This window comes from Pseudomonas sp. FP2309 (genome assembly GCF_030687575.1).
Classification (GTDB): Bacteria; Pseudomonadota; Gammaproteobacteria; order Pseudomonadales; family Pseudomonadaceae; genus Aquipseudomonas.
The window spans coordinates 371,984-398,441 of record NZ_CP117439.1 but is presented as its reverse complement, the minus strand read 5'-3'; the positions used below and the strand labels follow the sequence as shown (position 1 = coordinate 398,441).

Sequence of the window (26,458 nt, the reverse complement as noted above, 5' to 3'; positions counted from 1 at the left end):
TTGGAGCAGAAAACCCATGTTGGCGCACTGGCATGCAATTTGCTCTCTTGTGAGGCAGGTTGCCATGGCGGACTATCCGCGCCGGCATCACCCACATTCTAAGGGCTAACTCCACTACCCCAGCCCGAAGCCACCCGGAGGACACTATGTCGAAGTCGGTTCAACTCATCAAAGATCATGACGTTAAATGGATTGATCTGCGCTTCACGGACACCAAAGGCACTCAGCACCACGTGACCATGCCGGCTCGCGATGCGCTGGATGATGCGTTCTTCGAAGAAGGCAAAATGTTCGACGGTTCCTCCATTGCCGGCTGGAAAGGCATCGAAGCCTCCGACATGATCCTGATGCCGGACGACAGCACCGCGGTCCTCGACCCGTTCACCGAAGACCCAACCCTGATCATCGTCTGCGACGTGATCGAGCCTTCGACCATGCAAGGCTACGACCGCGACCCACGAGCGATCGCCAAGCGCGCCGAGGAATACCTGAAGTCGACTGGTATCGGCGACACCGTATTCGTAGGCCCGGAGCCAGAATTCTTCATCTTTGATTCGGTCAAGTTCAAGTCCGACATCTCCGGCTCCATGTTCAAAATCTTCTCCGAACAAGGTTCCTGGATGTCCGACCAGGACGTGGAAGGCGGCAACAAAGGCCACCGTCCAGGCGTCAAAGGTGGCTACTTCCCAGTTCCGCCGTTCGACCACGACCACGAAATCCGTACCTCCATGTGCAACGCCATGGAAGAAATGGGCCTGGTCATCGAAGTTCACCACCACGAAGTGGCGACTGCCGGCCAGAACGAAATCGGTGTGAAGTTCAACACCTTGGTTGCCAAGGCTGACGAAGTTCAGACCCTGAAGTACTGCGTACACAACGTGGCAGATGCCTACGGCCGTACCGCTACCTTCATGCCTAAGCCACTGTACGGCGATAACGGTTCGGGTATGCACGTTCACCTGTCCATCGCTAAAGAAGGCAAGAACACCTTCGCTGGCGAAGGTTATGCCGGCCTGTCCGACACCGCCCTGTACTTCATCGGCGGCATCATCAAGCACGGTAAGGCCCTGAACGGCTTCACCAACCCGTCGACCAACTCCTACAAGCGTCTGGTCCCAGGTTTCGAAGCACCAGTGATGCTGGCCTACTCGGCTCGCAACCGTTCGGCATCGATCCGCATTCCTTACGTGTCCAGCCCTCGCGCTCGCCGTATCGAAGCTCGCTTCCCGGATCCGGCAGCCAACCCGTACCTGGCCTTCGCTGCACTGGTCATGGCCGGTCTGGACGGTATCCAGAACAAGATCCACCCTGGCGACGCAGCCGACAAAAACTTGTACGACCTGCCGCCTGAAGAGGCCAAAGAGATCCCACAAGTGTGCGGCAGCCTGAAAGAAGCCCTGGAAGAGCTGGACAAGGGCCGTGCGTTCCTGACCAAAGGCGGCGTATTCAGCGACGACTTCATCGATGCCTACATCGAGCTCAAAAGCGAAGAAGAAATCAAAGTACGCACCTTCGTACACCCACTGGAATACGAGCTGTACTACAGCTGCTGATCCGGTAGCGCTGCTTGACGCAGCGTGACGAAAGAGGCCTCCTTCGGGAGGTCTTTTTTTGCCTGACATAATGCCTCGGCATCCTCACCATTGGCCCTTCGCCTATCCGCTCGACAAGGAGATCAACCTTGAAACTCAGAATCGCATTCGCCCTGCTATTGACCGCTACCAACGTATCGGCAGCGCCCGCCACACTCGCCCCCTTGCTCGACAGCATCGCCGAACGCCTGAGCATCGCCGACCAAGTGGCACTGAGCAAATGGGACAGCCGCAAGGCGGTAGAAGACCGCGCACGGGAACAGGATGTTATCGCCAGCGTGAGAGCACAGGCTGCCAACTACAAACTGTCTCCCGATGCCGCCGAACAGTTTTTTGCGGCGCAGATAGAGGCCAATAAACTGGTGCAGTACACCCACCTGTCCGATTGGCATTGGCAGGGCAAGGCACCCGACGCCCCGCGTCCTGACCTGGTGGGGCAGATCCGCCCACAATTGGACCAACTGCAAAAACGCCTGCTGCAACAGCTGGCCGACTTCAGCCCCGAGCGCAGCAACCCCGCGTGCCCGCAATGGGTCGCGCAGGCTGTGCACGAGCCACTCAACGAGCCGCTGCTGCAGATCGCGATGATCCGTGCCACGGGCGAACTGTGTACCCAGACCAACCAATAACGGTTACGGACTACTCGATTTGAGGCGCCGTCCGGCATCCATCCGCCCATTGGCAGCCATAGCCTGACGGCTCACTGACCAAACAGGACGGAACCATGAATGCCCTCAAATGCCTGCTCGCCGCCGCTGCCTGCTTATCTGTCATCGGCTGCGGCAGCCCACCCAAGCAAGCTGCGCACGTCGAACAGCAAGTTCTGCTCAAGAGCCACTCATCATGGGATGGAGCGCCCTATAAAACCTACCCCGCCGGGCCGCCGGAGCTCACACTGTTGCGAATCCGGATCCCGGCAAATACACAGATGCCCTGGCACAGCCACCCAATCCCCAATGCGGCTTATGTGGTCTCGGGTCAGCTGACAGTCGAAACCCGCCAGGGAGGGCTGGCTCGCACGCTCAAACCGGGAGAAACCCTGGCCGAGATGGTCGGCACAGTGCATCGAGGCACAACCGGAAAGACACCTGTGGAATTGCTGGTGTTCTACGCAGGCACACCGGATATGCCGCTGTCGCAACCCTATTGATAGCAACCCCCTTGGATCATGCGCGCCCAAACGCCGCGCACGATCCCTGGAATGCTTGCTGAACAGCCCTTTCAAAAACGCACTATATTGGTGCCCGTCACTGCACCCTACCCACCCGCTCAACCCATTTTGGTTCGAAACTTCCCGAGCAAGCTGGCAGAACGCCACAGTTTCGCGCCTGGAACCCCTATTTCAGGCGATTAACGCTTCTTTTCGGAGCCTTGGTTTGGTTTTTGCATTTTCCTTGTATCAGCGTGTGCCTCAAGCCCGCGCCTTGCTCCAAAAGAGGTCCTGATGACCATCAGCGATGCACTGCACCGTTTGCTACTCGACAATCTGACCACCGCAACCATTCTGCTCAATGACGACCTGCGTCTTGAGTACATGAACCCGGCCGCGGAAATGCTCCTGGCCATCAGTGGTCAGCGCAGCCATGGGCAGTTCATCAGCGAATTGTTCACCGAATCGGCCGAAGCCTTGAGTTCGTTGCGCCAGGCCGTGGAGCAGGCACACCCGTTCACCAAGCGCGAAGCGATGCTCACCGCTCTCACCGGTCAGACGCTGACCGTCGACTACGCCGTAACGCCGATCCTGAGTAATGGCGCGACCCTGCTGCTGCTCGAAGTGCACCCCCGCGACCGCCTGCTGCGCATCACCAAAGAAGAAGCGCAATTGTCCAAACAGGAAACCAGCAAGATGCTGGTGCGCGGCCTGGCCCACGAGATCAAGAACCCATTGGGCGGCATTCGCGGCGCCGCGCAGTTGCTCGCGCGCGAACTGCCGGACGAGCACCTTAAGGATTACACCAACGTCATCATCGAAGAGGCCGACCGCTTGCGTAACCTGGTGGACCGCATGCTCGGCTCCAACAAATTGCCATCGCTGGCGATGACCAACGTGCACGAAGTTCTGGAGCGCGTGTGCCAGTTGGTTGAAGCGGAAAGCCAGGGCTGCATCACCTTGGTGCGCGACTATGACCCGAGCATTCCCGACGTGTTGATCGACCGCGAACAGATGATCCAGGCGGTCCTCAACATCGTGCGCAACGCCATGCAGGCCATCAGCAGCCAGAACGAACTGCGCCTGGGCCGCATCAGCCTGCGCACCCGCGCCCTGCGCCAGTTCACCATCGGCCATGTGCGCCATCGCCTGGTAACCAAGGTCGAGATCATCGACAACGGTCCGGGTATTCCTGCGGAACTGCAGGAAACCATTTTCTTTCCCATGGTCAGCGGCCGCCCGGACGGTACCGGGCTGGGCCTGGCCATTACCCAGAACATCATCAGCCAGCATCAGGGCCTGATCGAATGTGAGAGCCATCCCGGCCACACCACATTCTCGATCTTTCTGCCACTGGAACAAGGAGCCCAATCGACATGAGCCGTAGTGAAACTGTCTGGATCGTCGATGACGACCGTTCTATCCGCTGGGTCCTCGAGAAAGCCTTGCAACAGGAAGGCATGACCACCCAGAGCTTCGACAGCGCCGACGGGGTGATGAGCCGCCTGGCGCGCCAGCAGCCCGACGTGATCATCTCTGACATCCGCATGCCCGGCGCCAGTGGCCTGGACCTGCTGGCGCGGATTCGCGAGCAGCACCCGCGCCTGCCGGTGATCATCATGACCGCACACTCGGACCTGGACAGCGCTGTCGCGTCGTATCAGGGCGGCGCGTTTGAATACCTGCCCAAGCCGTTTGACGTGGACGAGGCCGTGGCGCTGGTAAAGCGCGCCAATCAGCACGCTCAGGAGCAGCAAAACCAGGAAGCCCCGCCGGCCCTGACCCGCACCCCGGAAATCATCGGTGAAGCACCGGCGATGCAGGAAGTGTTTCGCGCCATCGGGCGCTTGAGCCACTCCAACATCACCGTGCTGATCAATGGCGAATCGGGGACCGGTAAAGAGCTGGTGGCGCACGCCCTGCACCGTCACAGCCCACGGGCAGCATCGCCGTTTATTGCGCTGAACATGGCGGCGATTCCAAAAGACCTGATGGAATCCGAGCTGTTCGGCCATGAGAAAGGCGCATTTACCGGTGCAGCCAACCTGCGTCGGGGCCGCTTTGAACAAGCGGACGGCGGCACCTTGTTTCTCGATGAAATCGGCGACATGCCGGCCGACACCCAGACCCGCTTGCTGCGCGTACTGGCGGACGGCGAGTTTTACCGCGTCGGCGGGCACACGCCGGTCAAGGTCGATGTGCGCATCATTGCGGCCACGCACCAGAACCTCGAAACCCTGGTACACGCGGGCAAATTCCGCGAGGACTTGTTCCACCGCCTCAACGTGATCCGCATCCACATCCCACGCATGTCGGATCGCCGCGAAGACATCCCGACCCTCGCTCGCCACTTCCTCAGCCGCGCCGCCCAGGAGCTGGCGGTGGAGCCGAAGCTGCTCAAAAGCGAAACCGAGGAATACCTCAAAAACCTGCCGTGGCCCGGCAACGTGCGCCAGTTGGAGAACACCTGCCGCTGGATCACCGTAATGGCGTCCGGCCGCGAAGTGCATATCAGCGATCTGCCGCCGGAACTGCTGAGCCTGCCGCAGGACTCAGCACCGGTGACCAACTGGGAGCAGGCACTGCGCCAGTGGGCCGACCAGGCACTGGCGCGTGGCCAGTCGAACCTGCTGGACAGCGCGGTGCCTGCGTTCGAGCGGATCATGATCGAGACCGCCTTGAAGCACACCGCCGGCCGCCGTCGCGACGCCGCGGTGTTGCTGGGCTGGGGGCGTAATACCCTGACGCGCAAGATCAAGGAACTGGGGATGAAGGTCGATGGTGCGGATGATGATGACGGGGATGAGGGCTAAGCCTCAGATCCGCTGACAATCCCACAGGTGCATCTGTTCAAGGTTCAGGAACTGTGCACCGCTTCAAGGCACCATGAACCGGCATCGGGCATGGCGCCAACGGCAGACACCTGAACATTGCTGAAAAAAGCTGAGCTGCAAAACACCAAAGCCCCGTATTCCGGGGCTTTGTGCTTTCTAAAAGATTTTTTTGGCACTCCTGCGCCACTCTGGCACGCGCCCTGCAATAACCCTGGTACAACCCAGTTTCGGGGACCTTGGTACAGGCAGGCCGAGAATCCCCTCTTTAACACCGAAGCCTCTTGAGGCTTCACACCGTTTTGGGAGCCCTGGTACAGGCAGGCCGGGAACTCCCTTCTTTACACCGGGGCTTATGCGGCGCACCGCCCTAAGCTTCAGCCCGTTTTGGGGACCTTGGTACAGGCAGGCCGGGGATTCCCTCTTTTATTGCTCTTGGAGATGGATCTCCAGCCGCCAGCGGTCGTCGACCTCCTGGCCCTGCCATTCCCCGCGCAACGGCCGAGCCGCCACCAGGTTCAGCAGCAAACCGGCATCGGTCTTGCGAATGCGCCAGTTCACATCCTTGTCACCGACCTTGAGTTGCCCACTGGCAGCCTTGCCGCCTGCGTCGAACAGCAATGCCACCGTGCCGTCGATATGTTCACCGTGCAGCTTGGGTTCCCGGTTGAACCACACCACGACACCATCCGCCACGGTCTCGACCTGCTGCAACTCCACCGGGTCCGGCGTGGTCAGGCGACCGATCATCAGGCCCACCATCAAGCCGGCAATCGCCAATGAGCCCATGACCCTCGGCATTAGCTTCGGTCTTGGGTCCTCTTCGGGGGTAGAATGCAGCGCATCTTTGCCTTCGGAGCCGTGCATGTTTCACGTCATCCTTTTTCAACCAGAAATTCCGCCGAATACCGGCAACGTTATCAGGCTGTGCGCCAACAGTGGCTGCCACCTGCATTTGATCGAGCCCTTGGGTTTCGACATGGACGATAAACGTCTGCGCCGTGCCGGGCTGGACTACCACGAGTACGCCACCCTCCAGCGCCATGCCGACCTGGCGAGCTGCCTGGAAAGCCTGGGCAACCCCCGCCTGTTCGCGTTCACCACCAAGGGCTCGCGACCGTTCCATGATGCCAGCTTCGCCGAGGGCGACGCCTTCCTGTTCGGCCCCGAAAGTCGTGGCCTGCCGGCCGAGGTACTCGATGCACTGCCGGATGGCCATCGCCTGCGCTTACCGATGCGTGAAGGGTGCCGCAGCTTGAACCTGTCCAACACCGTAGCCGTCGCGGTTTACGAAGGTTGGCGCCAACTCGGCTTCAAATAACACACAAAACGAAATGTGGGAGGGGGCTTGTCCCCGATGGCGGAGTCTCAGTCGACACCTGGGTGACTGATCCACCGCTATCGGGGGCAGGCCCCCTCCCACATTGTTTACCGCGTCGACTTATTGAACGGTCGGCGCGCCTTCCTGTTGCATGCGCTGCAGCTCTTGAGCGTACAAGGCATCGAAGTTCACCGGTGCCAGCATCAGCGCGGGGAACGAGCCACGGGTGACCAGGCTGTCCAGGGTCTCACGGGCATACGGGAACAGGATGTTCGGGCAGAAGGCACCCAGGGTGTGGCTCATGGACGCCTCGTCCAGGCCCTGGATCAGGAAGATACCGGCCTGTTGCACTTCAGCGATGAAGGCCACTTCTTCGCCATTTTTGACGGTGACCGACAGGGTCAGCACGACTTCGTGGAAGTCGCCTTCCAGCGCCTTTTGACGGGTGTTGAGGTCCAGTGCAACGCTTGGGGTCCATTCCTGACGGAAGATGGCCGGGCTTTTCGGCGCTTCGAACGACAGGTCACGCACGTAGATCCGCTGCAGCGAGAACTGTGGGCCTTGAGCTTCTGCTGCTTCGGTGTTCTGTTGGTCAGTCATCGCGGATCCTTCTTGATCTTGGGGTCTTTTAGGGTTTGGGAGTCAGACGAGCAGCAGCGCATCGAGTTTACCGGCGCGCTCCAGGGCGAACAGGTCATCGCAACCACCGACGTGCCTGGCGCCGATCCAGATCTGCGGCACGGAGGTGCGCCCCGCCTTCTGGGCCATTTCGGCGCGCAGCTGGGGTTTGCCATCGACCTTGATCTCTTCGAAGGCAACACCCTTCTTATCCAGCAGAGCCTTGGCCCGCATGCAATAAGGGCAATAATCGCTGGAGTACACGACGACCTGGCTCATATCACTTCACCAGCGGCAGGTTATCGGCGCGCCAGCTGCTGATGCCACCGGACAGTTTGGCCGCGGTGAAACCAGTCTTGAGCATTTCGCGGGCGTGGGTGCCGGCGTGCTGGCCCTGGGCGTCGACCAGGATGATGGTCTTGGCCTTGTGCTTTTCCAGCTCGGGCAGGCGCGCGATCAGCTTGTCCTGGGGAATGTTCAGGGCCCCGACGATATGACCGGTGGCGAAGTCCTTGGCAGGGCGGATATCCACCACAATGGCCTCGTCCTTGTTAACCATCGCGGTCAGCTCGGACGTGCTCAGGCTGCGGCCACCACGGCTCAATTCGTGAGCGATCAGCAGCGCCAGCAGGATGACGAAGGCACCCACAAGCAGATAGTGGGCAGTGGCAAATGCAATCAGGTGATCAACCATCAAGGAGGTTCCAGGGCGTTAAAATGGCGGTAAGTATACACAGCCGTCAGGGGGGGCCAACCCCCGTAAAGCGGTGACGCGGTCGGAACTTCGCTTTAAACTGCCACTCCCTTTTCAATTGCCTTTCTTTATTAGCGCCGCGAGAGGATCTATGACTACCACGCCTAAACCTTTGGTCCTGATAATTCTCGATGGCTTCGGACACAGTGAAAGCCACCACGACAACGCGGTATACGCGGCCAGCAAGCCTGTGCTCGACCGCCTGACCGCCAGCGTACCCAACGGCCTGATCTCCGGCTCGGGCATGGACGTGGGCCTGCCGGACGGCCAAATGGGCAACTCGGAAGTCGGCCACATGAACCTCGGCGCCGGACGAGTGGTATATCAAGACTTCACACGCGTGACCAAAGCGATCCGCGACGGCGAGTTCTTCGAGAACCCGACTATCTGTGCGGCGGTAGATAAAGCAGTGGCCGCCGGCAAGGCCGTGCACTTCATGGGCCTGCTGTCGGACGGTGGCGTACACAGCCACCAGGACCATTTGGTGGCCATGGCCGAACTGGCCTTCAAGCGCGGCGCCGACAAGATCTACCTGCACGCCTTCCTCGACGGCCGCGACACACCACCCAAAAGCGCTCAGTCGTCCATCGAACTGCTCGACGCCACTTTTGCCGCCCTGGGCAAAGGTCGCATCGCCAGCATCATCGGCCGTTACTTCGCCATGGACCGCGACAACCGCTGGGACCGCGTTTCCCAAGCCTACAACCTGATCGTCGACGGCCAGGCCGAGTTCAACGCCGCCACCGCTCAGGAAGGTCTGGAAGCGGCCTACGCCCGTGGCGAGAGCGATGAGTTCGTCAAAGCCACCACCATCGGTGAGCCGGTAAAAGTCGAAGACGGCGACGCCGTGGTGTTCATGAACTTCCGCGCCGACCGCGCCCGCGAGCTGAGCCGCGTGTTCGTCGAGGACGACTTCAACGAGTTCCCCCGCGCACGCCAGCCAAAAGTGCAGTACGTGGGCCTGACCCAATACGCCGCCAGCATCCCGGCCCCCGCCGCTTTCGCTCCGGGCAGCCTGGACAACGTGCTGGGCGATTACCTGGCGAAAAACGGCAAGACCCAGCTGCGCATCGCCGAAACCGAAAAATACGCCCACGTGACGTTCTTCTTTTCCGGCGGGCGCGAAGAACCGTTCCCAGGTGAGGAACGCATCCTGATTCCTTCGCCAAAAGTCGCCACCTACGACCTGCAGCCGGAAATGAGCGCGCCTGAAGTCACCGACAAGATCGTCGACGCGATCGAACACCAGCGTTATGACGTGATCGTGGTCAACTACGCCAACGGTGACATGGTCGGCCACAGCGGCAACCTGGCAGCGGCGACCAAAGCCGTGGAATGCCTGGACCTGTGCGTCGGCCGCATTGTCGACGCGCTGGAGAAAGTCGGCGGCGAAGCGCTGATCACCGCAGACCATGGCAACTGCGAGCAAATGTCCGACGAATCCACCGGCCAGGCCCACACGGCCCACACCACCGAGCCGGTGCCGTTCATCTATGTCGGCAAGCGCGACTTTAAAGTGCGTGACGGCGGCGTGCTGGCCGACGTGGCCCCGACCATGTTGATGTTGATGGGGCTGGAGAAGCCGCAAGAGATGACCGGCACTTCGATCCTGATTTAATTTCAGCTCACTGCAAAACCCATGTGGGAGAGTGCACACCAGCTCCCACATGGGTTTTGCGCTATTTGATAACCACTCGGCACCTATCTTGCCCACCAGCCCGCATTGGGCGTTTTTTTTGCGGCGCTTGGCGGGCATACTAGGCCGTCCCTTTCCCTGGTGTCGCCCGCCTCTATGCTTCGCGCCTTGATTACCCTTGCTCTTGTCTGCCTGCTCCAACCGGCATTTGCCGACGAGCGCGCACAAACCCAACAACAGTTGGACGCTACGCGTCAGGACATTACCGAGCTGAAAAAACTGCTCGGCAAGCTCCAGGAAGAAAAATCCGGGGTGCAGAAAGACCTGCGCGGCACGGAAACCGAAATGGGCAAGCTGGAGAAGCAGGTCCAGGAGCTGCAAAAAGAACTAAAGAAGAGCGAGTCGGAACTGGAGCGACTCGACGCTGAGAAAAAAAAACTCCAGAGCGCACGCGTTGAACAGCAACGCCTGATCGCGATCCAGGCCCGCGCCGCCTACCAGAGCGGCCGCCAGGAATACCTCAAGTTGCTGCTCAACCAGCAGAACCCCGAGAAATTCGCGCGCACCCTGACCTACTACGACTACCTGAGCAAGGCCCGCCTGGAGCAACTTAAAAGCTTCAACGAAACCCTGCGCCAACTGGTCAACGTGGAACAGGAAATCGCCAACCAGCAGTCGCAGTTGCAAGACCAGAAAAGCGCCCTCGACACCCAGCGCGACGAACTCGACAAGGTTCGCAAGGAACGCCAACTGGCCCTGGCCAAGCTCAATGACGACGTAAAGGCCCGCGACGCCAAGCTGCAGGCCCGCGAGCAGGACCAGGCCGACCTGGCCAAAGTCCTCAAGACCATCGAAGAAACCCTGGCGCGCCAGGCACGTGAGGCAGAGGAAGCGCGGCAAAAAGCGCTGATCGCCCAGCAGGAAGCGGAAAAAAAGCGCCAGCGTGAAGCCGAGCTGGCTGCCACCACGGATGCGCCGGCACCGCGCAAACCCGCGCATCCAGCGCCTGGCCCGCTGGTTTCCAGCGCCGGCGAGTCCTTCGGCGGGCCTTTTGCTGCAGCGCGCGGCAAACTTCCATGGCCCGTTGATGGTCGATTACTGGCACGCTTTGGGGAAACCCGTGGCGACGACACCCGCGCCAAGTGGGATGGCGTGATGATCAGCGCCTCTGCCGGCAGCCAGGTCCACGCCGTCCACGGCGGGCGCGTGGTGTTTGCCGATTGGCTGCGGGGCGCCGGTTTGTTGGTGATTCTCGACCACGGCAATGGCTATTTGAGCCTTTACGGCCACAATCAGACGTTGCTCAAGTCGGCAGGTGATGTTGTAAAAGCCGGTGAATCCATCTCCACTGTCGGTAACAGTGGTGGCCAGGACACCCCGGCGCTGTACTTCGCTATTCGTCAGCAGGGTCGCCCGAGCGATCCCGCACAATGGTGCCGTTCCCAAGGATAGGGTCGCATCTACACTAGGAGTTCGTTCGACATGCTGCATTTGTCCCGCCTCACTTCGCTGGCCCTGACGATCGCCCTGGTGATCGGCGCGCCTCTGGCTTTTGCCGACCAGGCCGCTCCGGCTGCACCCGCCGCTACGGCCGCGACCACCAAGGCGCCGTTGCCGCTGGACGAGCTGCGTACCTTCGCGGAGGTCATGGACCGGATCAAGGCAGCCTATGTCGAACCCGTAGACGACAAGACCCTGTTGGAGAACGCCATCAAGGGCATGCTCAGCAACCTTGACCCCCACTCCGCTTACCTGGGCCCGGAAGATTTCGCCGAGTTGCAGGAAAGCACCAGCGGTGAATTCGGCGGTCTGGGCATTGAAGTCGGTGCCGAAGACGGCAACATCAAAGTGGTCTCGCCCATCGACGACACCCCGGCGTCCAAGGCCGGCATCCAGGCCGGCGACTTTATCGTCAAGATCAACGGCCAGCCGACCCGTGGCCAGACCATGACCGAAGCCGTCGACAAGATGCGCGGCAAGATCGGCCAGAAGATCACCCTGACCCTGGTGCGCGACGGCGGTAACCCGTTCGACGTGACGCTGACCCGCGCGACCATCACGGTCAAGAGCGTGAAGAGCCAGTTGCTGGAGTCGGGCTACGGCTACATCCGCATCACCCAATTCCAGGTCAAGACCGGCGACGAAGTGGCCAAGGCCCTGGCCAAGCTGCGCAAGGACAACGGCAAGAAGCTCAGCGGCATTGTGCTCGATCTGCGTAACAACCCAGGCGGCGTGCTGCAATCGGCGGTGGAAGTGGTCGACCACTTCATCACCAAAGGCTTGATCGTCTACACCAAAGGCCGTATCGCCAATTCCGAGCTGCGTTTCTCGGCCACCGGCAACGACCTCAGCGAGAACGTGCCGCTGGCCGTGCTGATCAACGGCGGCAGTGCCTCGGCGTCGGAGATCGTCGCCGGTGCCCTGCAAGACCAGAAGCGCGGCGTGCTGATGGGCACCACCAGCTTCGGCAAAGGCTCGGTGCAAACCGTGCTGCCGCTGAACAACGAGCGTGCGCTGAAGATCACCACCGCGCTGTACTACACGCCGAATGGCCGCTCGATCCAGGCCCAGGGCATCGTCCCGGACATTGAAGTGCGCAAGGCCAAGATCACCAACGAGGTCGACAGCGAGTACTACAAAGAGGCAGACCTGCAAGGTCACCTGGGCAACGGCAACGGCGGCGCCGACCAGCCGACCGGCAGCGCCGCGAAAGCCAAGCCGATGCCGCAGGACGACGATTACCAGTTGGCCCAGGCGCTGAGCCTGCTCAAGGGCCTGAGCATCACGCGCAGCCGTTGATATGCGTTTTGCACTGATCATCGCTGTGCTGTGCAGCCTGGCCGGGGTCGCCCATGCGACCCCGGCCGGCGAGCCGCAAAAAGCCTACCTGACCCTGATCATCGACGACCTGGGGCAAAACCTGCCCCGGGATCGGCGCGTACTGGCCCTGCCTGGGCCCGTCACCACCGCGATCATGCCCGACACCCCTCACGCCGCCGAATTCGCCCGCGAAGCCCACAAGGCGGGCAAGACCGTGATCCTGCACATGCCCATGGACCCGGCCACCGGTCCGTTCGCCTGGCACCCCGAGCTGCCCATCGAAGAACTGGGCAAACGCCTGGACGCCGCGTTCAACGCAGTGCCCTACACCGCCGGCATCAACAACCACATGGGCAGCCGTATGACGGCGCAACCCGCCGCCATGGCCTGGTTGATGGCCGAACTGCAACGGCGCAACAAGTTCTTTGTCGACAGCCGTACCAGCGCGCAAACCGTGGCGGCGGCCGAGGCACAAAAGATCGGTCTGGCGCATGTTTCGCGGGACGTGTTCCTGGATGACGAACGTACCGAAGCGGCCATTGCCACGCAGCTGCAAACGGCAATCAAGCTTGCCCATAAACAGGGTTCGGCCGTGATGATCGGCCACCCTTACCCGCAAACCCTGGCAGTGCTGGAGCGCGAATTGCCCAAGCTCAAGGCCCAGGGTGTGGAATGGATCGATATCAAGTTGATGATCAGCGTGCGCAGCAACCAAGCCATGGCGGCACATGGAAAAAACGGCGAGTATCTTCCGACACGTAGATAGTTACCGCTCACCACCGCACTCCCGGCTCGATAGTTGATACCTCAATCAACTGGAGACCTATCCATGAACCCCTTGCAATTCAACGACCTGCTCATCAGCTTCACCAGCGAGTTTTTACCTCTGTGGAACGATAAAGGCTCCGGTGCGCATAAACCTGTTGGCCTATGGCGACCCAGCACGACATCCGATGCACTGAGCTCGTTTTTTTCCCTGGGTGATATTGCGGCTGATCACTATCGCAATATCAACCAAAGCAGAATCGTTGCAGTCGTCAGCGATGCGAACAAAGCCGAAGGCACCGCCCTGCGCCCGCCGCTCGACTACGAGTTGGTGTGGCACGACAAGGGCACGGGCGCGCGCGCCGATGCGTCGATTTGGCGCCCGGTACCCCCACAGGGTTATGTAGCGATGGGACTGGTGTACGGTGTGAACTACGACAAACCCTCATACCACGCCGTGCGTTGCGTGCGAGAAGACCTGGTGGTGGCCGCTCAAGTCGGGGAACCGATCTGGAACGATAAAGGCAGCGGCGGCCCCAACGATCTAAGCCTGTGGTCCATCACCCTTCCCGATGCATCCGCCGGAGAGCTCTACCTGGCCCCCGGCACCTTTGTTGGTAACACCACCTATACCAAGCCTCGCCATGGGGTGTATTCGCTGCGTTTGACACTGACAGCGCAACTGAGCGACCTGCCCGCACCGCCCGCCTTCAGCGGGCTCGAACCCCCCTCCCAAGTCGAAACTGCATCCACCCCCCAAGTGTGCGAGTTGCCGTGGTTTTGTGTGAAAGACCCGGAAATGACCGTGATCGAACAGTCTCAGGCGTCGCCCACGTATCGACTGGAACGTACAGACCGTCATCTGCTGGCCGGCTTCGGTCACAACACCACAGCGACCAGTCAGCCGTTCATGTGGACCGCCACCAAAGGTGAGAACGGCAGAAATGCCAAGGCCCTGGCCGCCATCACCTGCGTCAACCTGTGTAGCAGGTGGCCGGATGACACACGCGGCTTCGCGCTGAAGTTCTCGGCGCATCTGGACCGAGACTTCACCCACACCCAACGCTCGGCCAAAAACTGGAGCCATTCAGCGCCGCTGGAGATCATCACGTACGCGCCGCCGCAGAAAGCCCTGGCGGCTTACCTGCTGCAAAGCGACTACCGGCTGCTACGCCAGGACGGCAGCCAGGTGTCATCCACCGTGAGCTACACCAATGGCGATCACATCTATATCAGCGAGTCCGCCGACACCCAGCCGCTGCCCGAGCAGACGCCTGCAACGCTACAACCCGCTCAAGAGGAACCGGGGCTAGAGATAGCGCGCCATGATGTCGTTGACGACACCCTCGCCCCGTAACTGGTCGAGCGCCGCCTGGAGCCTGGCGACTACCTGGTCCGGCACCTCCTTGTTCAGCGCCAGGTAAAGCTGGGCACTGTTGAAGCGCAGGACCGTCTTTAGCTGGGTCACCCCGACCTGGCGGGCCAGATAGCGGCCCGCCGGGTCGCCGGTGGCCCACAGGTCGATCTGGCCATCTACAAGCTTTTGCGCGTTGTCCTGGTCACGTAGCGCAAGGATCGGCTTGAGCCCCTGCCGCTCCAGGGTTTGAGCAATGGCGTCACCTTTATAGGCACCGATCTTGAAGCCGCGGGCGTGCTCGAGGTCGGCGACCTGGACCTTGCTGTCGGCCTTGGCCAGCAGCACCCAGTCATCCGGGCCGATGGGGCCGACCCACTTGAACAGCGCTTCGCGTTCCGGCAGACGCGCCATCACGAATACGCCGTAGCCGGGTTTCTCCAGGGCGAGTTTGTAGATGCGCTCCCAAGGAAAACGCAGGGTGAGGTTGTAGGAGATGCCGGCGCGCTTGAAGGTTTCTCGCACGATGTCCACGGCGATGCCTTCGATGTTCTCTTCCTTGGCGAAGTTCTTGCCGTTTTTCGCCATGTTGTAAGGCGGGAAGTTTTCCGTCAGCAGCACCAGGGTGTCGTCGGACGATGCTTCGGCGTGGGCGGTGCCGACCATCAGCACGAAGGTACTGGCAAGGGCGAGCAGCAGGTGTTTGAACATGAAGGTTACCGAAATCCATGGCAAGCGCAGAGAGTGCCGCGCGCCTGCCATGGTGTCCAGCAACGTTTAACGAACCACGATACCGCGCGCCGCCATGTAGGCCTTGGCCTCGGGAACGGTGTATTCACCAAAGTGGAAAATGCTCGCCGCCAGCACCGCGCTGGCGTGGCCTTCGATCACACCGTCGGCCAAATGTTGCAGGTTCCCCACGCCGCCGGAGGCGATCACCGGAATGCCCAGTGCATCGCTGATGGCGCGGGTGACGCCCAGGTCGAAGCCGTTTTTCATGCCGTCCTGGTCCATGCTGGTCAGCAGGATCTCCCCGGCGCCCAGGCCTTCCATCTTCATCGCCCACTCCACCGCATCCAGGCCGGTGGGTTTACGACCGCCATGGGTGAAGATCTCCCAGCGCGGGGTTTCGCCCGGGCCTGAGACCTTCTTGGCGTCGATGGCGACCACGATGCATTGCGAACCGAAGTGCTGCGCGGCTTCGCCGACGAACTCCGGGTTGAACACCGCGGCGGTGTTGATCGACACTTTGTCCGCGCCCGCGTTGAGCAGGTTGCGGATGTCCTGCACGGTACGCACGCCACCGCCCACGGTCAGCGGGATAAACACCTGGCTGGCCATGCGCTCGACGGTATGCAGCGTGGTGTCGCGGCCGTCGACGCTGGCGGTGATGTCGAGAAAGGTAATCTCGTCGGCACCTTGTTCATCGTAGCGACGGGCGATTTCCACCGGGTCACCGGCGTCACGAATGTTCTCGAACTTGACGCCCTTGACCACGCGACCGTTGTCGACGTCCAGGCAAGGGATGATGCGTTTGGCCAGCGCCATGGTCAGTCCTCAGCCGTTGTAGGCATCGCAGTAAGCCTGGGCCTCGGCGACGTCCAGGGTCCCTTCGTAGATCGCGCGGCCGGTGATCGCGCCGATGATCCCTGGCGCCTTGGCGTCCAGCAGCGACTTGATGTCGCCCAGGTTGTGAATACCGCCGGACGCGATCACCGGGATCCTGGTCGCGGCCGCCAGTGCGGCGGTGAACGGCACGTTGCAGCCCTGCATCATGCCGTCTTTGGCAATGTCGGTGTAAACGATCGCGGACACGCCATCGGCTTCGAACTGCTTGGCCAGGTCAATCACCTGTACGGTGCTGATTTCAGCCCAGCCATCGGTGGCGACGAAACCATCTTTAGCGTCCAGGCCGACGATGACTTTGCCGGGGAACGCACGGCACGCTTCTGCGACGAAGGCGGGGTCTTTGACGGCCTTGGTGCCGATGATGACGTAGCTCACGCCCGCCTTGACGTAATGTTCGATGGTTTCCAGGGAGCGGATACCGCCACCGATCTGGATCGGCAGGTTCGGGTAGCGCCTGGCGATCGCGGTGACCACTTCGCCATTGACCGGCTGGCCTTCAAAGGCGCCGTTCAAGTCCACCAGGTGCAGACGACGGCAGCCCCCTTCCACCCATTTGGCAGCCATGCTCACCGGGTCATCGGAGAACACAGTGGAATCTTCCATGCGGCCTTGGCGCAGACGTACGCAGGCGCCGTCCTTGAGATCGATAGCGGGGATAATCAGCATCTGGCAAACCTTATTCGAAATTCAGCAATGCTTGGGAAATCAGGGTTTCTCAAGCGACCACAGGTCGCTTTCGATGCTTTCGAACCTTTCTTTAAGGAGCGTCTGCGTATCGAAAATCGCCCTGTTGTAATAATGCGGCGCCACTTCGTGGGTGAACAGTTCGAGAATCTCGGCGACCTCGAACGAGCCCAGCTTGAGCTCGAAGCGATCTTCCATGAATCGCTTGATCTTGAGGGTGGCCTCACTCTCCTGCTCGGGCGTGAGGCTCAAGATCGGCGGCTTCGGCTTGCGGGCCATTTACCAGCGCCCGTCCCAGGCGGCGAAGTTCTGCAGCAATTGCAGGCCATGGGTATGGCTCTTCTCCGGGTGGAACTGCACGGCAAAGCGCGAACCGTCGGCCAGCGCTGCGGCGAAGTCGACGCCGTAGTGCCCGCCACCCACCACCTGGCGCGGGTTACCGGCGGCGATGTAGTAGCTGTGCACGAAGTAGAAACGCGCCATGTCCGGAATGTCGTGCCACAACGGGTGGTCCACGGTCTGGCTGACTTGGTTCCAGCCCATGTGCGGCACTTTGAGATGGGCGCCGTCCTCGTGCAGGTCTTTGCCGAAGAACTTCACCTGACCGGGGAACAGACCGATGCAGTCGACGCCGTTGTTCTCTTCACTGCGATCGAGCAAGGCTTGCATGCCCACGCAGATGCCGAGGAACGGGCGGTCCTGGCTGACTTCGCGCACCAGGCTGTCAAAGCCCAGGCGGCGGATTTCGGCCATGCAATCGCGAATTGCGCCAACACCCGGGAATACCACGCGGTCGGCTTCGCGGATCACCTTGGCATCGCTGGTGATCAGCACCTTGCCGGCTCCCACGTGCTCGAGGGCCTTGGCCACCGAGTGCAGGTTACCCATGCCGTAATCGATAACCGCGACCGTCTGCATTACAGGACGCCCTTGGTCGACGGCATTTGCCCGGCCATGCGGTCATCCAGCTCCACCGCCATGCGCAGCGCGCGACCGAAGGCCTTGAACACGGTTTCGATCTGGTGGTGGGTATTGGTACCGCGCAGGTTGTCGATGTGCAGGCTGACGAGTGCGTGGTTGACGAAACCCTGGAAAAATTCCTGGAACAGGTCAACGTCAAAGCCGCCGACGGTGGCGCGGGTATAGGGCACGTGCATCTGCAGGCCTGGGCGGCCGGAGAAGTCGATGACCACGCGCGACAGCGCTTCGTCCAACGGGACATAGGCATGGCCGTAGCGACGGATGCCTTTTTTGTCGCCGATGGCCTTGGCAAACGCCTGGCCCAGGGTGATGCCTACGTCTTCCACCGTGTGGTGGTCGTCGATATGCAGGTCGCCCTTGCTGACGATATCCAGGTCGATCAGCCCGTGACGGGCGATCTGGTCCAGCATGTGCTCAAGAAAAGGTACACCGATATCAAATCGGGCCTTTCCGGTGCCATCCAGGTTGATCGAGGCTTTGATCTGGGTTTCCAGAGTGTCGCGCTCGACGGACGCCTTACGTTCGGCCATCACCAGCTCCGCAAAATCATTGGGCGAAAAAGGCAGCCATTATAGGGGCGCGGGCGCTAAACAGAAACATCGAAGGGGATAAGACTGACGAGTTGATCAAAGCGCCCCAGCCTGGTGCGCGAAGATCATTCCCACGCTCTGCGTGGGAATGCCGCCCGGGACGCTCCGCGTCCCGCCAACTGACGCAAGACTCAGGTCCGGCGCGCTGGTGACGCGGAGCGTCAGGGGATGCATTCCCACGCATAGCGTGGGAATGATCAGGTACAGCGTTAGCGGAACAGTACCGCCGTCTTCTGCAGGGTCACCCACACACCCCACGCCAACGGAATACCCACCACCAGCCAGGCGGCAATCGCCAGAGGCTTGCTGCCGGCGGAGGCTTTCCACTCCAGCACGGTGCTGGCATCCGCGCCTTTGTCATGGCCCAGGGCCTGCTCGGCGGCCAGTTCTGCGTCGCTCATGAAGTACTTGTCGGCCACCGGACGGACCAGCAGGTTGCAGATAAAGCCCAGCACCAGCAGACCGGCGAGGATGTACAAGGTGATGTCATAAGCCGCGGCGCGCTCAACGCCGATGCTCAACTGATACTCACGCAGGTAGTTAACCAACACAGGGCCCAGCACGCCCGCCGCCGACCATGCGGTCAGCAGGCGACCGTGGATCGCGCCGACCATCTGGGTGCCGAACAGGTCCGCGAGGTATGCCGGAACGGTCGCGAAACCACCGCCGTACATCGACAGGATGATGCAGAACGCCGCCACGAACAGCGCGACGTTACCCAGGTGCCCCAGGTTCGGGATCAGCGCATACAGGGCAAAGCCCAGGGCGAAGAACACGAAGTAGGTGTTTTTACGGCCCAGGTAGTCGGAGAACGAGGCCCAGAAGAAGCGACCACCGATGTTGAACAGGCTCAACAGACCGGTGAAGCCCGCTGCGATGGCCGCGATCGATGCCAATTGCCCCGCATCCAACTGGCCAAACGGCACATCCACACCCAGCAGCTTGCCGCCGAACACTTCCTGCAGCAGCGGCGAAGCCATGCCGAGGATGCCGATACCGGCCGATACGTTCAGGCACAACACCAGCCACACCAGGCGGAATTGTGGCGTTTTCCACGCTACGTTCACGTGCACGTGGCGGTGGGTGATCATCGCGTTGCTGGCTTTTTTCGCCGGCGCGGTCCAGCCCTCTGGCTTCCAGCCGGTCGGTGGCACGCGGTAGGACAATGCGCCGCCGATCATGAACACAAAGTAGATCGCCGCCATTACCAGGAAGCTCTGCCAAACGCCCACGCTCGTTGGCGAAGCGAAGTGGCCCATCAGCGCTGCAGCCAGCGGTGCACCCACCATCGCGCCGCCGCCGAAGCCCATGATCGCCATGCCGGTGGCCATGCCGCGCTTGTCCGGGAACCACTTGATCAGGGTCGACACAGGCGAGATATAGCCCAGGCCCAGGCCGATACCGCCAATGACGCCGGAGCCGATCCACATCAGCCAGATCTGATGGGTATAGATACCCAATGCCGAAATCAGCAGGCCGCCGCACCAGCACAAGGCCGATACGACACCGGCTTTACGCGGCCCGGCATGTTCCAGCCAGCCACCCCAGATCGCTGCAGAGCAGCCCAGGAAGATAAAGAAGAGGGTGTAGATCCAGCCCAGCATGGAGATGGGCCAGTCGCATTGGGACGAGAAGACTTGGGCGATGAAGCTCATGTCCGGCGCGCAAGCCACAGGTTTGGTGATACCCAGCGCCTTGGACAACGGCAACCAGAACACCGAGAAGCCGTAGGCCATGCCGATGCAAAGGTGAATGGCCAGCGCGGCCGGTGGAACCAGCCAGCGGTTGAAGCCGGGCTTGGCGATAATGCGTTCCTTGGACAGGAACGCAGGCTGTGCGGCGGCTGAACCGGCCGCAGTACTAGTGCTCATTGGTGTTTCCCCCAGTTATTTGTAGTTGTCCGTCAGGCGCTCTCTCCCTCGGCCTTGCACGCAAAGCGTGGCCGTTTTTGTTGAGTGAAGCTCCATTTTGGCGCGACGATACGTCGCAGAAGGCGGACGAACGCGCAAAGATTAGCATTTGCGAGCGCCAGAAAAACCAAAGTGACATCACTTTTATCGGAAATTTCGCTTTTATTGACGTCAAATTCCCGTTCAACCCGGTCTGGATACAATGTAACGATCGGTGACCTGCCACCGGCCGTCGGGCGTTATACTCTGCGGCTAAATTTTGAAATCGACATACAAGGACTCGCCCATGAAAGCGTTCGGCAAAATCCTGGGTCTGGTACTTCTCGGGCTGTTGCTGATCATTGTGGCTCTCGGCTTTGCCCTGACCCACCTCTTCGATCCCAACGACTACAAAGAAGAGATTCGCCAGATTGCCCGCGACAAGGCCCACATCGAGCTGACGCTCAATGGCGATATCGGCTGGAGCCTGTTCCCCTGGCTCGGCCTTGAACTGCACGAAGCCAGCGTGGCCACCCTGACCACGCCAACCCAACCCTTCGCCGATCTGCAAATGCTCGGTCTGTCGGTGCGGGTGCTGCCGCTGCTGCGCCGTGAAGTGCAGATGAGCGATGTGCGTGTCGAAGGCCTGAACCTGCGCCTGAACCGTGACAAGCAGGGCCACGGCAACTGGGAAGACATCGGCAAGAACGTGCCCGACGCAACGACCGGCACGCCTGTTCAGGCTCCGGCGGAACCGGTCGCTGAAACCAAGCCGGAAAAACCGGCCCAGCCCATCCGCCTGGATATCGACAGCCTGACGGTCAACAACGCCCGCATCGAATACAACGATGAGCAGACCGGCAAGCAGTTCAGCGCCGAGAGCATCCAACTGAGCGCTGGCGCCATCCACGAAGGTGCGAGCATTCCGGTCAAGCTCACCGCGTTTTTCGGCAGCAACCAACCGGTCATGCGCGTCAAAACCGAACTCAACGGCAGCCTGCGCATCGAGCGCGCCCTCAAGCGCTACCAGTTCGAAGACATGCGTATCAGCGGCGAAGCCACTGGCGAGCCGCTGCAAGGCAAGACCGTGACCTTCTCCACCCAGGGTCAACTGCTGGTCGACCAGGCCGCCAACATCGCCGAATGGACCAACATGAAGCTGTCGGCCAACCAACTGCGTGCGTTGGGCGAACTCAAGGTCAACGACCTGGACAAGACGCCACAACTGAGCGGTGCACTGTCCATCGCCCAGTTCGACCTGGCCAAGTTCCTCGATAGCGTCGGCAACCCACTGCCACCAATGGCCGAGGGCAGCCTGAGCAAGGTCGAACTGGTCAGCCGCCTCAAAGGCACGCCGACCAGCCTGACGCTGGAAGACCTGAACCTGAAACTCGATGGCAGCACCTTCACCGGTCGCGTCGCCGTGGACGATTTCGCCAAGCAGGCGCTGCGCGTGCAGCTCAAGGGCGACAGCTTCAACGCCGACAACTACCTGCCGGCCAAATCCGAATCCGCCAAGGGGGCCACCGCCGCCCGCCAGGCCGAAGTACAGAACAGCGAAGCCGGCGCCATGGCCGCCGGCGGCACCACGCCGCTCCCTGACGCACCGACCAAAGGCGCCTGGAGCACCGACAAACTGCTGCCGCTGGCCCACCTGCGCAAGCTGGATATCGACGCCGACCTGGCCTTCGACCAACTGACCTTAAGCAAATTGCCGATCCAGAATGCCGTGCTCAAAGCCTCTGGCGTTGACGGTCAACTCAAGCTCAGCACGCTGAGCGGCGGTCTCTACAACGGCACCTTCCAGGCCAACGGCACGCTGGATGTGCGCCAGGACATTCCGCTGCTGGCCCTGCAAAGCCGGATCAAGCAAGTACCGGTCGAGCGCATCCTGCAAGCCCAGGGGCAAACGCCGCCGGTCAAAGGCCAGATCACCCTCGACAGCAACCTCAGCGGTCGCGGCAACAGCCAGAAGGCGCTGATCGACAGCCTCAACGGCACCGCCAGCTTTGTGATCAACAACGGAGTGCTGCTCAACGCCAACCTTGAACAGCAACTGTGCACTGGCATCGCAATGCTCAATCGCAAGACCCTGAGCGGCGAACAGCGCGGCAAAGACACGCCGTTCCAAGAGCTGAAGGGCAACCTGACTTTCCGTAACGGCGTGGCCAACAACCCCGACTTGAAAGTGCGCATCCCTGGCCTGGCGGTCAACGGCAATGGCGACGTCGACCTGCGCGTGCTGGGCATGGACTACCGCGTAGGCATCATCGTCGAGGGCGACCAGCGCGAAGTGCCGGACCCGGCCTGCGAAGTAGGCGCCAATTTCCGCGACATCGAAGTGCCGCTGCGCTGCCGTGGCCCGCTGGAACTGGGCGCCAAGGCGTGCCGTCTGGATAAGGACGGCTTGAGCCAGGTGGCGATCAAGGCGGCCGGCAACAAGCTCAGCGACAAGCTGGAAGAGAAGCTCGACAAGGTGAATCCACAGCTCAAAGATGCTTTGAAAGGCCTGTTCAAACGATGAGAAACGAGCAGTTTTCGCAGGCGGTACTCAATTGGTACGACCGCCATGGCCGTCATGACCTGCCCTGGCAACAGGGCATTACGCCCTACCGGGTGTGGGTCTCGGAAATCATGCTGCAACAGACTCAGGTGAGCACCGTACTCAATTACTTCGACCGTTTCATGGCCTCCCTGCCGACGGTCGAAGCCCTGGCCGCCGCGCCGGAAGACGAAGTGCTGCACCTGTGGACCGGGCTGGGTTACTACACCCGGGCGCGCAATCTGCAAAAGACTGCAAAGATCGTGATGGCCGAGTACGGCGGCGAGTTTCCCAGGGATGTCGAAAAGCTCACCGAGCTGCCCGGCATCGGCCTTTCCACCGCCGGCGCGATCGCCAGCCTGAGCATGGGCCTGCGCGCGCCGATTCTGGACGGCAACGTCAAACGCGTACTGGCACGCTTTACCGCGCAAGAGGGTTACCCTGGCGAGCCCAAGGTGGCCAAACAGTTGTGGGCCACCGCCGAGCGCTTCACCCCCCATGACCGCGTCAACGCTTACACCCAGGCGATGATGGACATGGGCGCCACCCTCTGCACGCGCAGCAAACCCAGCTGCCTGCTGTGCCCGCTGGAAAAAGGCTGCGAAGCCCACATGCTCGGCCTGGAGACGCGCTACCCGATCCCCAAGCCGCGCAAGACCATCCCCCAGAAGCGCACGCTGATGCCGATGCTGGCCAACGCCGAAGGTGCGATTCTGCTTTACCGGCGCCCTTCCACCGGCCTGTGGGGCGGTTTGTGGAGCTTGCCGGAGCTCGACGATCTGCAAGACCTCGAACACCTGGCCAACCAGCACGCCCTTGAGCTGGGTAAACAGCAGGAACTGCCCGGCCTGGTCCACACCTTCAGCCACTTCCAGTTGGCCATCGAACCCTGGCTGGTACAGGTCGAGGAATCCGCCCATCACGTGGCCGAGGCCGACTGGCTCTGGTATAACCTCGCCACCCCGCCGCGCCTGGGCCTTGCCGCCCCGGTCAAGAAACTGCTCAAGCGCGCGGCCGATGTATTGAATGCAGGAGTGTCGTCATGACCCGCACCGTAATGTGCCGCAAGTACAAAGAAGAACTGCCAGCCCTGGAACGCCCTCCGTACCCGGGCGCCAAGGGCCAGGACATTTACGACCACGTCTCCGCCAAAGCCTGGGGCGACTGGCTGAAACACCAGACCCTGCTGATCAACGAAAAGCGCCTGAACATGATGAACGCCGAAGACCGTAAATACCTGGCGGGCGAAATGGACAAGTTCTTTTCCGGCGAGGATTACGCCAAGGCCGACGGCTATGTTCCACCTGCTCAATAATTGAACAAAAACCGGGGTCGACACGTAAGCGACGGTAATAATTAAATTTTTTTTGAAAACTTGCTTGACGCCCCCCTGAAAAACCCGTTTAATGCGCCCCGTTGCCCAGATAGCTCAGTCGGTAGAGCAGGGGATTGAAAATCCCCGTGTCGGCGGTTCGATTCCGTCTCTGGGCACCACTCATTAGTTTCAGGTGGTGCAAACGCCATCTGAAACACACAAGAAACCCGCCCAGTGCGGGTTTTTTGTTGCCTGCGATTTATGGCGTAGATCCGCAGCACTTAACGCCACCCCGGATCTGCGCGCACGCAACCCCCTACTTGAGTAAAAACACCCACAACGGGTTGTCGTTCAAGCGCCCCTCGAACGCAGGTGCCAGCGACTCCATCGCAGTGCCGTGCAGCAACGCACCCTCCTTGCGCGACATAATTACCCAGGCGGGTCGCGGCACTGTGCCTAACCGCTCAAGCTCGTGACTGCCGATAAACACCGGCTGCTCATCGTGGTCCAGGTTCATCATGTAGCGCACCGCCCAGGTATCGCGGCCCAGATTGATAAACACCAAGGGCCCCGGCTGCGCATGACGCAACGCTTCCACCTGCCGGACAAACGCGCGGGTATCGAACTGCAGATCCTTGGCCGGCTCGATCACTGTCACCAGCAGCAGCCACTGCGCCGCCAAGGCGATCAGGCTCAGCCACACCAACCGCGCCGTCCGCCGCCAGGCGAGCAACGCCGCCACTTGCAACACCACCAGCGCACTCGTCAATAACGGCAACGAAACGTCTGGCCAGTAACCGTGCTTTTGCCAGCTGTGCCGACAGACAAAGACTACAACCGCACACAACGCCGGCAGCGCCGCGACAAGGCCTTCGTAGCAGCGGCGCACGCCAACGAGCCAGCCTTGCGCCTGGAGCAGCCCATAGGCGGCGACAGCCGCAAACATCGGCACCATGGGCAAGATGTAATAAGCCCGCTTGAAGTGCGGCACCGACAAGCCAAGCAAGATCATCAAGCCGCAGGCGCCGAGACGCACCACCAACTGCACGGTCTCGTCACCGCGTTCAGCCCAGCGATGACGCAAGGCGATCAAGGTGGCCAGCGCCAATGGCACCACCGGGAAATAGCGGTACAAGCTCAACTGAAAATAGAAATAAAACGGCTCGCCGGTTTCGTCCAGGCGCCCGCCCACTTGCATCCTGAACACCTCATCGGCGAATGCATCGCCACCGCTGATACGCGCCAGTTTCACCAGCACCCACCAACAGGCGCCCAGCAACACCAAGCCAGCGATGCCGTGGACCAACACCTGTTTGAGTCGCTCCCCAGGCCTGCCCAACGCCCAATACACGCAGGCCACACCGCACACCTCGATCAGCCCCAATGGCCCGCGTATCGCAAAACCCAGGACGAACAACGGGAACACCGCAAGCTGCCGCCAGCGCCCGCCGCTGTGCAGCAGATAGAAGCTGGCGATACAGAGCAGCGCCACCATCTGGTCCAGGCATACCGAGCGGGACTTCTCCAGCAGTTGGGTGGTGAGCAAGGTCAGCAACACCGTGAGCAACGCCCACTGCCGGTTCGACGCGACCAGCAAGCGATAGATCAGCGCCACCACCCCGGCAGACGCCAACGCGGTGGGCAGCACGTTCGCCAGGTGATTGGGCGCGCCAAACAGGCGGGCAAACACCAAGCTGAAGAAGGTCGCCGTGCCAGGGTAATCCGCGTAAGGCTGGCCGTAGGTTGTCGGGAAAAAACTCGCGCCATGGCGAAACATTTCTTGCAGGAACAACGCCCAGCGTCCGTCAAACCCTTGGGGTTGTTGATCCCAGATCCCCAAGGTGAACAGCAGCAAGGCAAACACAAAGATGCCCAGGGACTCCAGGCGAAAACGGCTGCGGTGATCCATCGGTTGACCTGTCAGGTGGGGGCGCCGACTTATGGTGCCGAGCGCGCCCCTGAATAGCGCCTGAACAGACCTGAAGAT

26 protein-coding genes and 1 tRNA gene are annotated in these 26,458 nt (G+C 61.1%); 15 read left to right on the top strand and 12 right to left on the bottom strand.

Going from position 1 to position 26,458, the window contains the following annotated elements:
* Window positions 1-146: 146 nt before the first annotated feature.
* The 5 genes from glnA to ntrC all read left to right on the top strand — a co-directional run bounded on the left by glnA (window position 147) and on the right by ntrC (window position 5,555).
* Window positions 147-1,553 carry a glutamate--ammonia ligase gene (glnA, locus tag PSH59_RS01740; protein WP_017529544.1) on the top strand — a complete coding sequence of 469 codons (1,407 nt, stop codon included), beginning with the start codon at window positions 147-149 and terminating at the stop codon, window positions 1,551-1,553.
* A 128-nt stretch (window positions 1,554-1,681) separates the two neighbouring features.
* A complete protein-coding gene (locus PSH59_RS01735) occupies window positions 1,682-2,221 on the top strand; it encodes a chorismate mutase (protein ID WP_305394154.1) in 540 nt (179 codons plus the stop codon).
* 95 nt (window positions 2,222-2,316) lie between these two features.
* On the top strand, window positions 2,317-2,742 hold the full coding sequence (locus tag PSH59_RS01730; protein ID WP_305394153.1) for a cupin domain-containing protein: 426 nt from the start codon (window positions 2,317-2,319) through the stop codon (window positions 2,740-2,742).
* Between the two features lie 294 nt (window positions 2,743-3,036).
* Window positions 3,037-4,122: a nitrogen regulation protein NR(II) gene (gene glnL, locus PSH59_RS01725; RefSeq protein ID WP_305394152.1), complete on the top strand. Its 1,086-nt coding sequence runs from the start codon at window positions 3,037-3,039 to the stop codon at window positions 4,120-4,122.
* Window positions 4,119-5,555: a nitrogen regulation protein NR(I) gene (gene ntrC / locus PSH59_RS01720; protein ID WP_017849926.1), complete on the top strand. Its 1,437-nt coding sequence runs from the start codon at window positions 4,119-4,121 to the stop codon at window positions 5,553-5,555. The genes glnL and ntrC overlap by 4 nt, the downstream gene beginning before the upstream one ends.
* Window positions 5,556-5,999: 444 nt before the next feature.
* Here ntrC and PSH59_RS01715 read toward each other — a convergent pair whose 3' ends face one another.
* Window positions 6,000-6,440 (bottom strand): hypothetical protein, encoded by a 441-nt coding sequence (locus PSH59_RS01715; RefSeq protein ID WP_305394151.1) that lies wholly within the window; start codon window positions 6,438-6,440, stop codon window positions 6,000-6,002.
* On the opposite strand from PSH59_RS01715, the gene PSH59_RS01710 reads away from it, so the two are divergent.
* The gene (locus PSH59_RS01710; protein ID WP_248077008.1) at window positions 6,439-6,894 is read left to right on the top strand and encodes a tRNA (cytidine(34)-2'-O)-methyltransferase; all 456 of its coding nucleotides are present in this window, start codon (window positions 6,439-6,441) and stop codon (window positions 6,892-6,894) included. The two genes, PSH59_RS01715 and PSH59_RS01710, sit on opposite strands and share 2 nt — an antisense overlap.
* A gap of 120 nt (window positions 6,895-7,014) precedes the next feature.
* Here PSH59_RS01710 and secB read toward each other — a convergent pair whose 3' ends face one another.
* The 3 genes from secB to PSH59_RS01695 are packed head-to-tail and all read right to left on the bottom strand — an operon-like array spanning window position 7,015 to window position 8,206.
* Window positions 7,015-7,494: a protein-export chaperone SecB gene (gene secB / locus PSH59_RS01705; RefSeq protein WP_014716520.1), complete on the bottom strand. Its 480-nt coding sequence runs from the start codon at window positions 7,492-7,494 to the stop codon at window positions 7,015-7,017.
* Between the two features lie 42 nt (window positions 7,495-7,536).
* Entirely contained in the window at window positions 7,537-7,791 is a 255-nt protein-coding gene (gene grxC / locus PSH59_RS01700) for a glutaredoxin 3 (protein ID WP_248077006.1), read from the bottom strand.
* 1 nt (window position 7,792) lies between these two features.
* A complete protein-coding gene (locus PSH59_RS01695) occupies window positions 7,793-8,206 on the bottom strand; it encodes a rhodanese-like domain-containing protein (RefSeq protein WP_248077004.1) in 414 nt (137 codons plus the stop codon).
* A gap of 151 nt (window positions 8,207-8,357) precedes the next feature.
* On the opposite strand from PSH59_RS01695, the gene gpmI reads away from it, so the two are divergent.
* The 5 genes from gpmI to PSH59_RS01670 all read left to right on the top strand — a co-directional run bounded on the left by gpmI (window position 8,358) and on the right by PSH59_RS01670 (window position 14,844).
* A complete protein-coding gene (gene gpmI, locus PSH59_RS01690; protein ID WP_305394150.1) occupies window positions 8,358-9,884 on the top strand; it encodes a 2,3-bisphosphoglycerate-independent phosphoglycerate mutase in 1,527 nt (508 codons plus the stop codon).
* 174 nt (window positions 9,885-10,058) lie between these two features.
* Entirely contained in the window at window positions 10,059-11,354 is a 1,296-nt protein-coding gene (locus tag PSH59_RS01685; protein WP_248077000.1) for a murein hydrolase activator EnvC, read from the top strand.
* Window positions 11,355-11,384: 30 nt separating this feature from the next.
* Entirely contained in the window at window positions 11,385-12,701 is a 1,317-nt protein-coding gene (locus PSH59_RS01680; protein ID WP_248076997.1) for a S41 family peptidase, read from the top strand.
* A 1-nt stretch (window position 12,702) separates the two neighbouring features.
* Entirely contained in the window at window positions 12,703-13,488 is a 786-nt protein-coding gene (locus tag PSH59_RS01675; protein ID WP_305394149.1) for a divergent polysaccharide deacetylase family protein, read from the top strand.
* Window positions 13,489-13,551: 63 nt separating this feature from the next.
* The gene (locus PSH59_RS01670) at window positions 13,552-14,844 is read left to right on the top strand and encodes a Vps62-related protein (protein WP_305394148.1); all 1,293 of its coding nucleotides are present in this window, start codon (window positions 13,552-13,554) and stop codon (window positions 14,842-14,844) included.
* Here the strand turns inward: PSH59_RS01670 and PSH59_RS01665 are convergent.
* From PSH59_RS01665 to PSH59_RS01635, 7 genes are all read right to left on the bottom strand, one after another.
* A complete protein-coding gene (locus tag PSH59_RS01665; RefSeq protein ID WP_305394147.1) occupies window positions 14,797-15,552 on the bottom strand; it encodes an ABC transporter substrate-binding protein in 756 nt (251 codons plus the stop codon). The genes PSH59_RS01670 and PSH59_RS01665 overlap by 48 nt on opposite strands.
* Window positions 15,553-15,618: 66 nt before the next feature.
* Window positions 15,619-16,389 carry an imidazole glycerol phosphate synthase subunit HisF gene (gene hisF, locus PSH59_RS01660; RefSeq protein WP_003171107.1) on the bottom strand — a complete coding sequence of 257 codons (771 nt, stop codon included), beginning with the start codon at window positions 16,387-16,389 and terminating at the stop codon, window positions 15,619-15,621.
* A gap of 9 nt (window positions 16,390-16,398) precedes the next feature.
* Entirely contained in the window at window positions 16,399-17,136 is a 738-nt protein-coding gene (hisA, locus tag PSH59_RS01655; protein ID WP_057010603.1) for a 1-(5-phosphoribosyl)-5-[(5-phosphoribosylamino)methylideneamino]imidazole-4-carboxamide isomerase, read from the bottom strand.
* A gap of 39 nt (window positions 17,137-17,175) precedes the next feature.
* The gene (locus PSH59_RS01650; protein ID WP_248076987.1) at window positions 17,176-17,433 is read right to left on the bottom strand and encodes a DUF2164 domain-containing protein; all 258 of its coding nucleotides are present in this window, start codon (window positions 17,431-17,433) and stop codon (window positions 17,176-17,178) included.
* Complete coding sequence (gene hisH, locus PSH59_RS01645; protein WP_248076985.1) at window positions 17,434-18,072, bottom strand: imidazole glycerol phosphate synthase subunit HisH; 639 nt, start codon at window positions 18,070-18,072, stop codon at window positions 17,434-17,436.
* Window positions 18,072-18,665 carry an imidazoleglycerol-phosphate dehydratase HisB gene (gene hisB / locus PSH59_RS01640; protein ID WP_003218037.1) on the bottom strand — a complete coding sequence of 198 codons (594 nt, stop codon included), beginning with the start codon at window positions 18,663-18,665 and terminating at the stop codon, window positions 18,072-18,074. The genes hisH and hisB overlap by 1 nt, the downstream gene beginning before the upstream one ends.
* Window positions 18,666-18,934: 269 nt before the next feature.
* Window positions 18,935-20,596, bottom strand: coding sequence for an OFA family MFS transporter (locus tag PSH59_RS01635; protein WP_305394146.1), 1,662 nt, complete (start codon window positions 20,594-20,596; stop codon window positions 18,935-18,937).
* Between the two features lie 325 nt (window positions 20,597-20,921).
* On the opposite strand from PSH59_RS01635, the gene PSH59_RS01630 reads away from it, so the two are divergent.
* From PSH59_RS01630 to PSH59_RS01615, 4 genes are all read left to right on the top strand, one after another.
* Window positions 20,922-23,138: an AsmA family protein gene (locus tag PSH59_RS01630; RefSeq protein ID WP_305394145.1), complete on the top strand. Its 2,217-nt coding sequence runs from the start codon at window positions 20,922-20,924 to the stop codon at window positions 23,136-23,138.
* On the top strand, window positions 23,135-24,202 hold the full coding sequence (mutY, locus tag PSH59_RS01625) for an A/G-specific adenine glycosylase (protein ID WP_305394144.1): 1,068 nt from the start codon (window positions 23,135-23,137) through the stop codon (window positions 24,200-24,202). The genes PSH59_RS01630 and mutY overlap by 4 nt, the downstream gene beginning before the upstream one ends.
* The gene (locus PSH59_RS01620) at window positions 24,199-24,471 is read left to right on the top strand and encodes an oxidative damage protection protein (RefSeq protein ID WP_095186157.1); all 273 of its coding nucleotides are present in this window, start codon (window positions 24,199-24,201) and stop codon (window positions 24,469-24,471) included. Before mutY ends, PSH59_RS01620 begins: the two co-directional genes overlap by 4 nt.
* 103 nt (window positions 24,472-24,574) lie before the next feature.
* Window positions 24,575-24,650, top strand: a tRNA-Phe gene (locus PSH59_RS01615).
* Between the two features lie 137 nt (window positions 24,651-24,787).
* Here PSH59_RS01615 and PSH59_RS01610 read toward each other — a convergent pair.
* Complete coding sequence (locus PSH59_RS01610; protein ID WP_248076974.1) at window positions 24,788-26,380, bottom strand: glycosyltransferase family 39 protein; 1,593 nt, start codon at window positions 26,378-26,380, stop codon at window positions 24,788-24,790.
* Window positions 26,381-26,458: the final 78 nt, after the last annotated feature.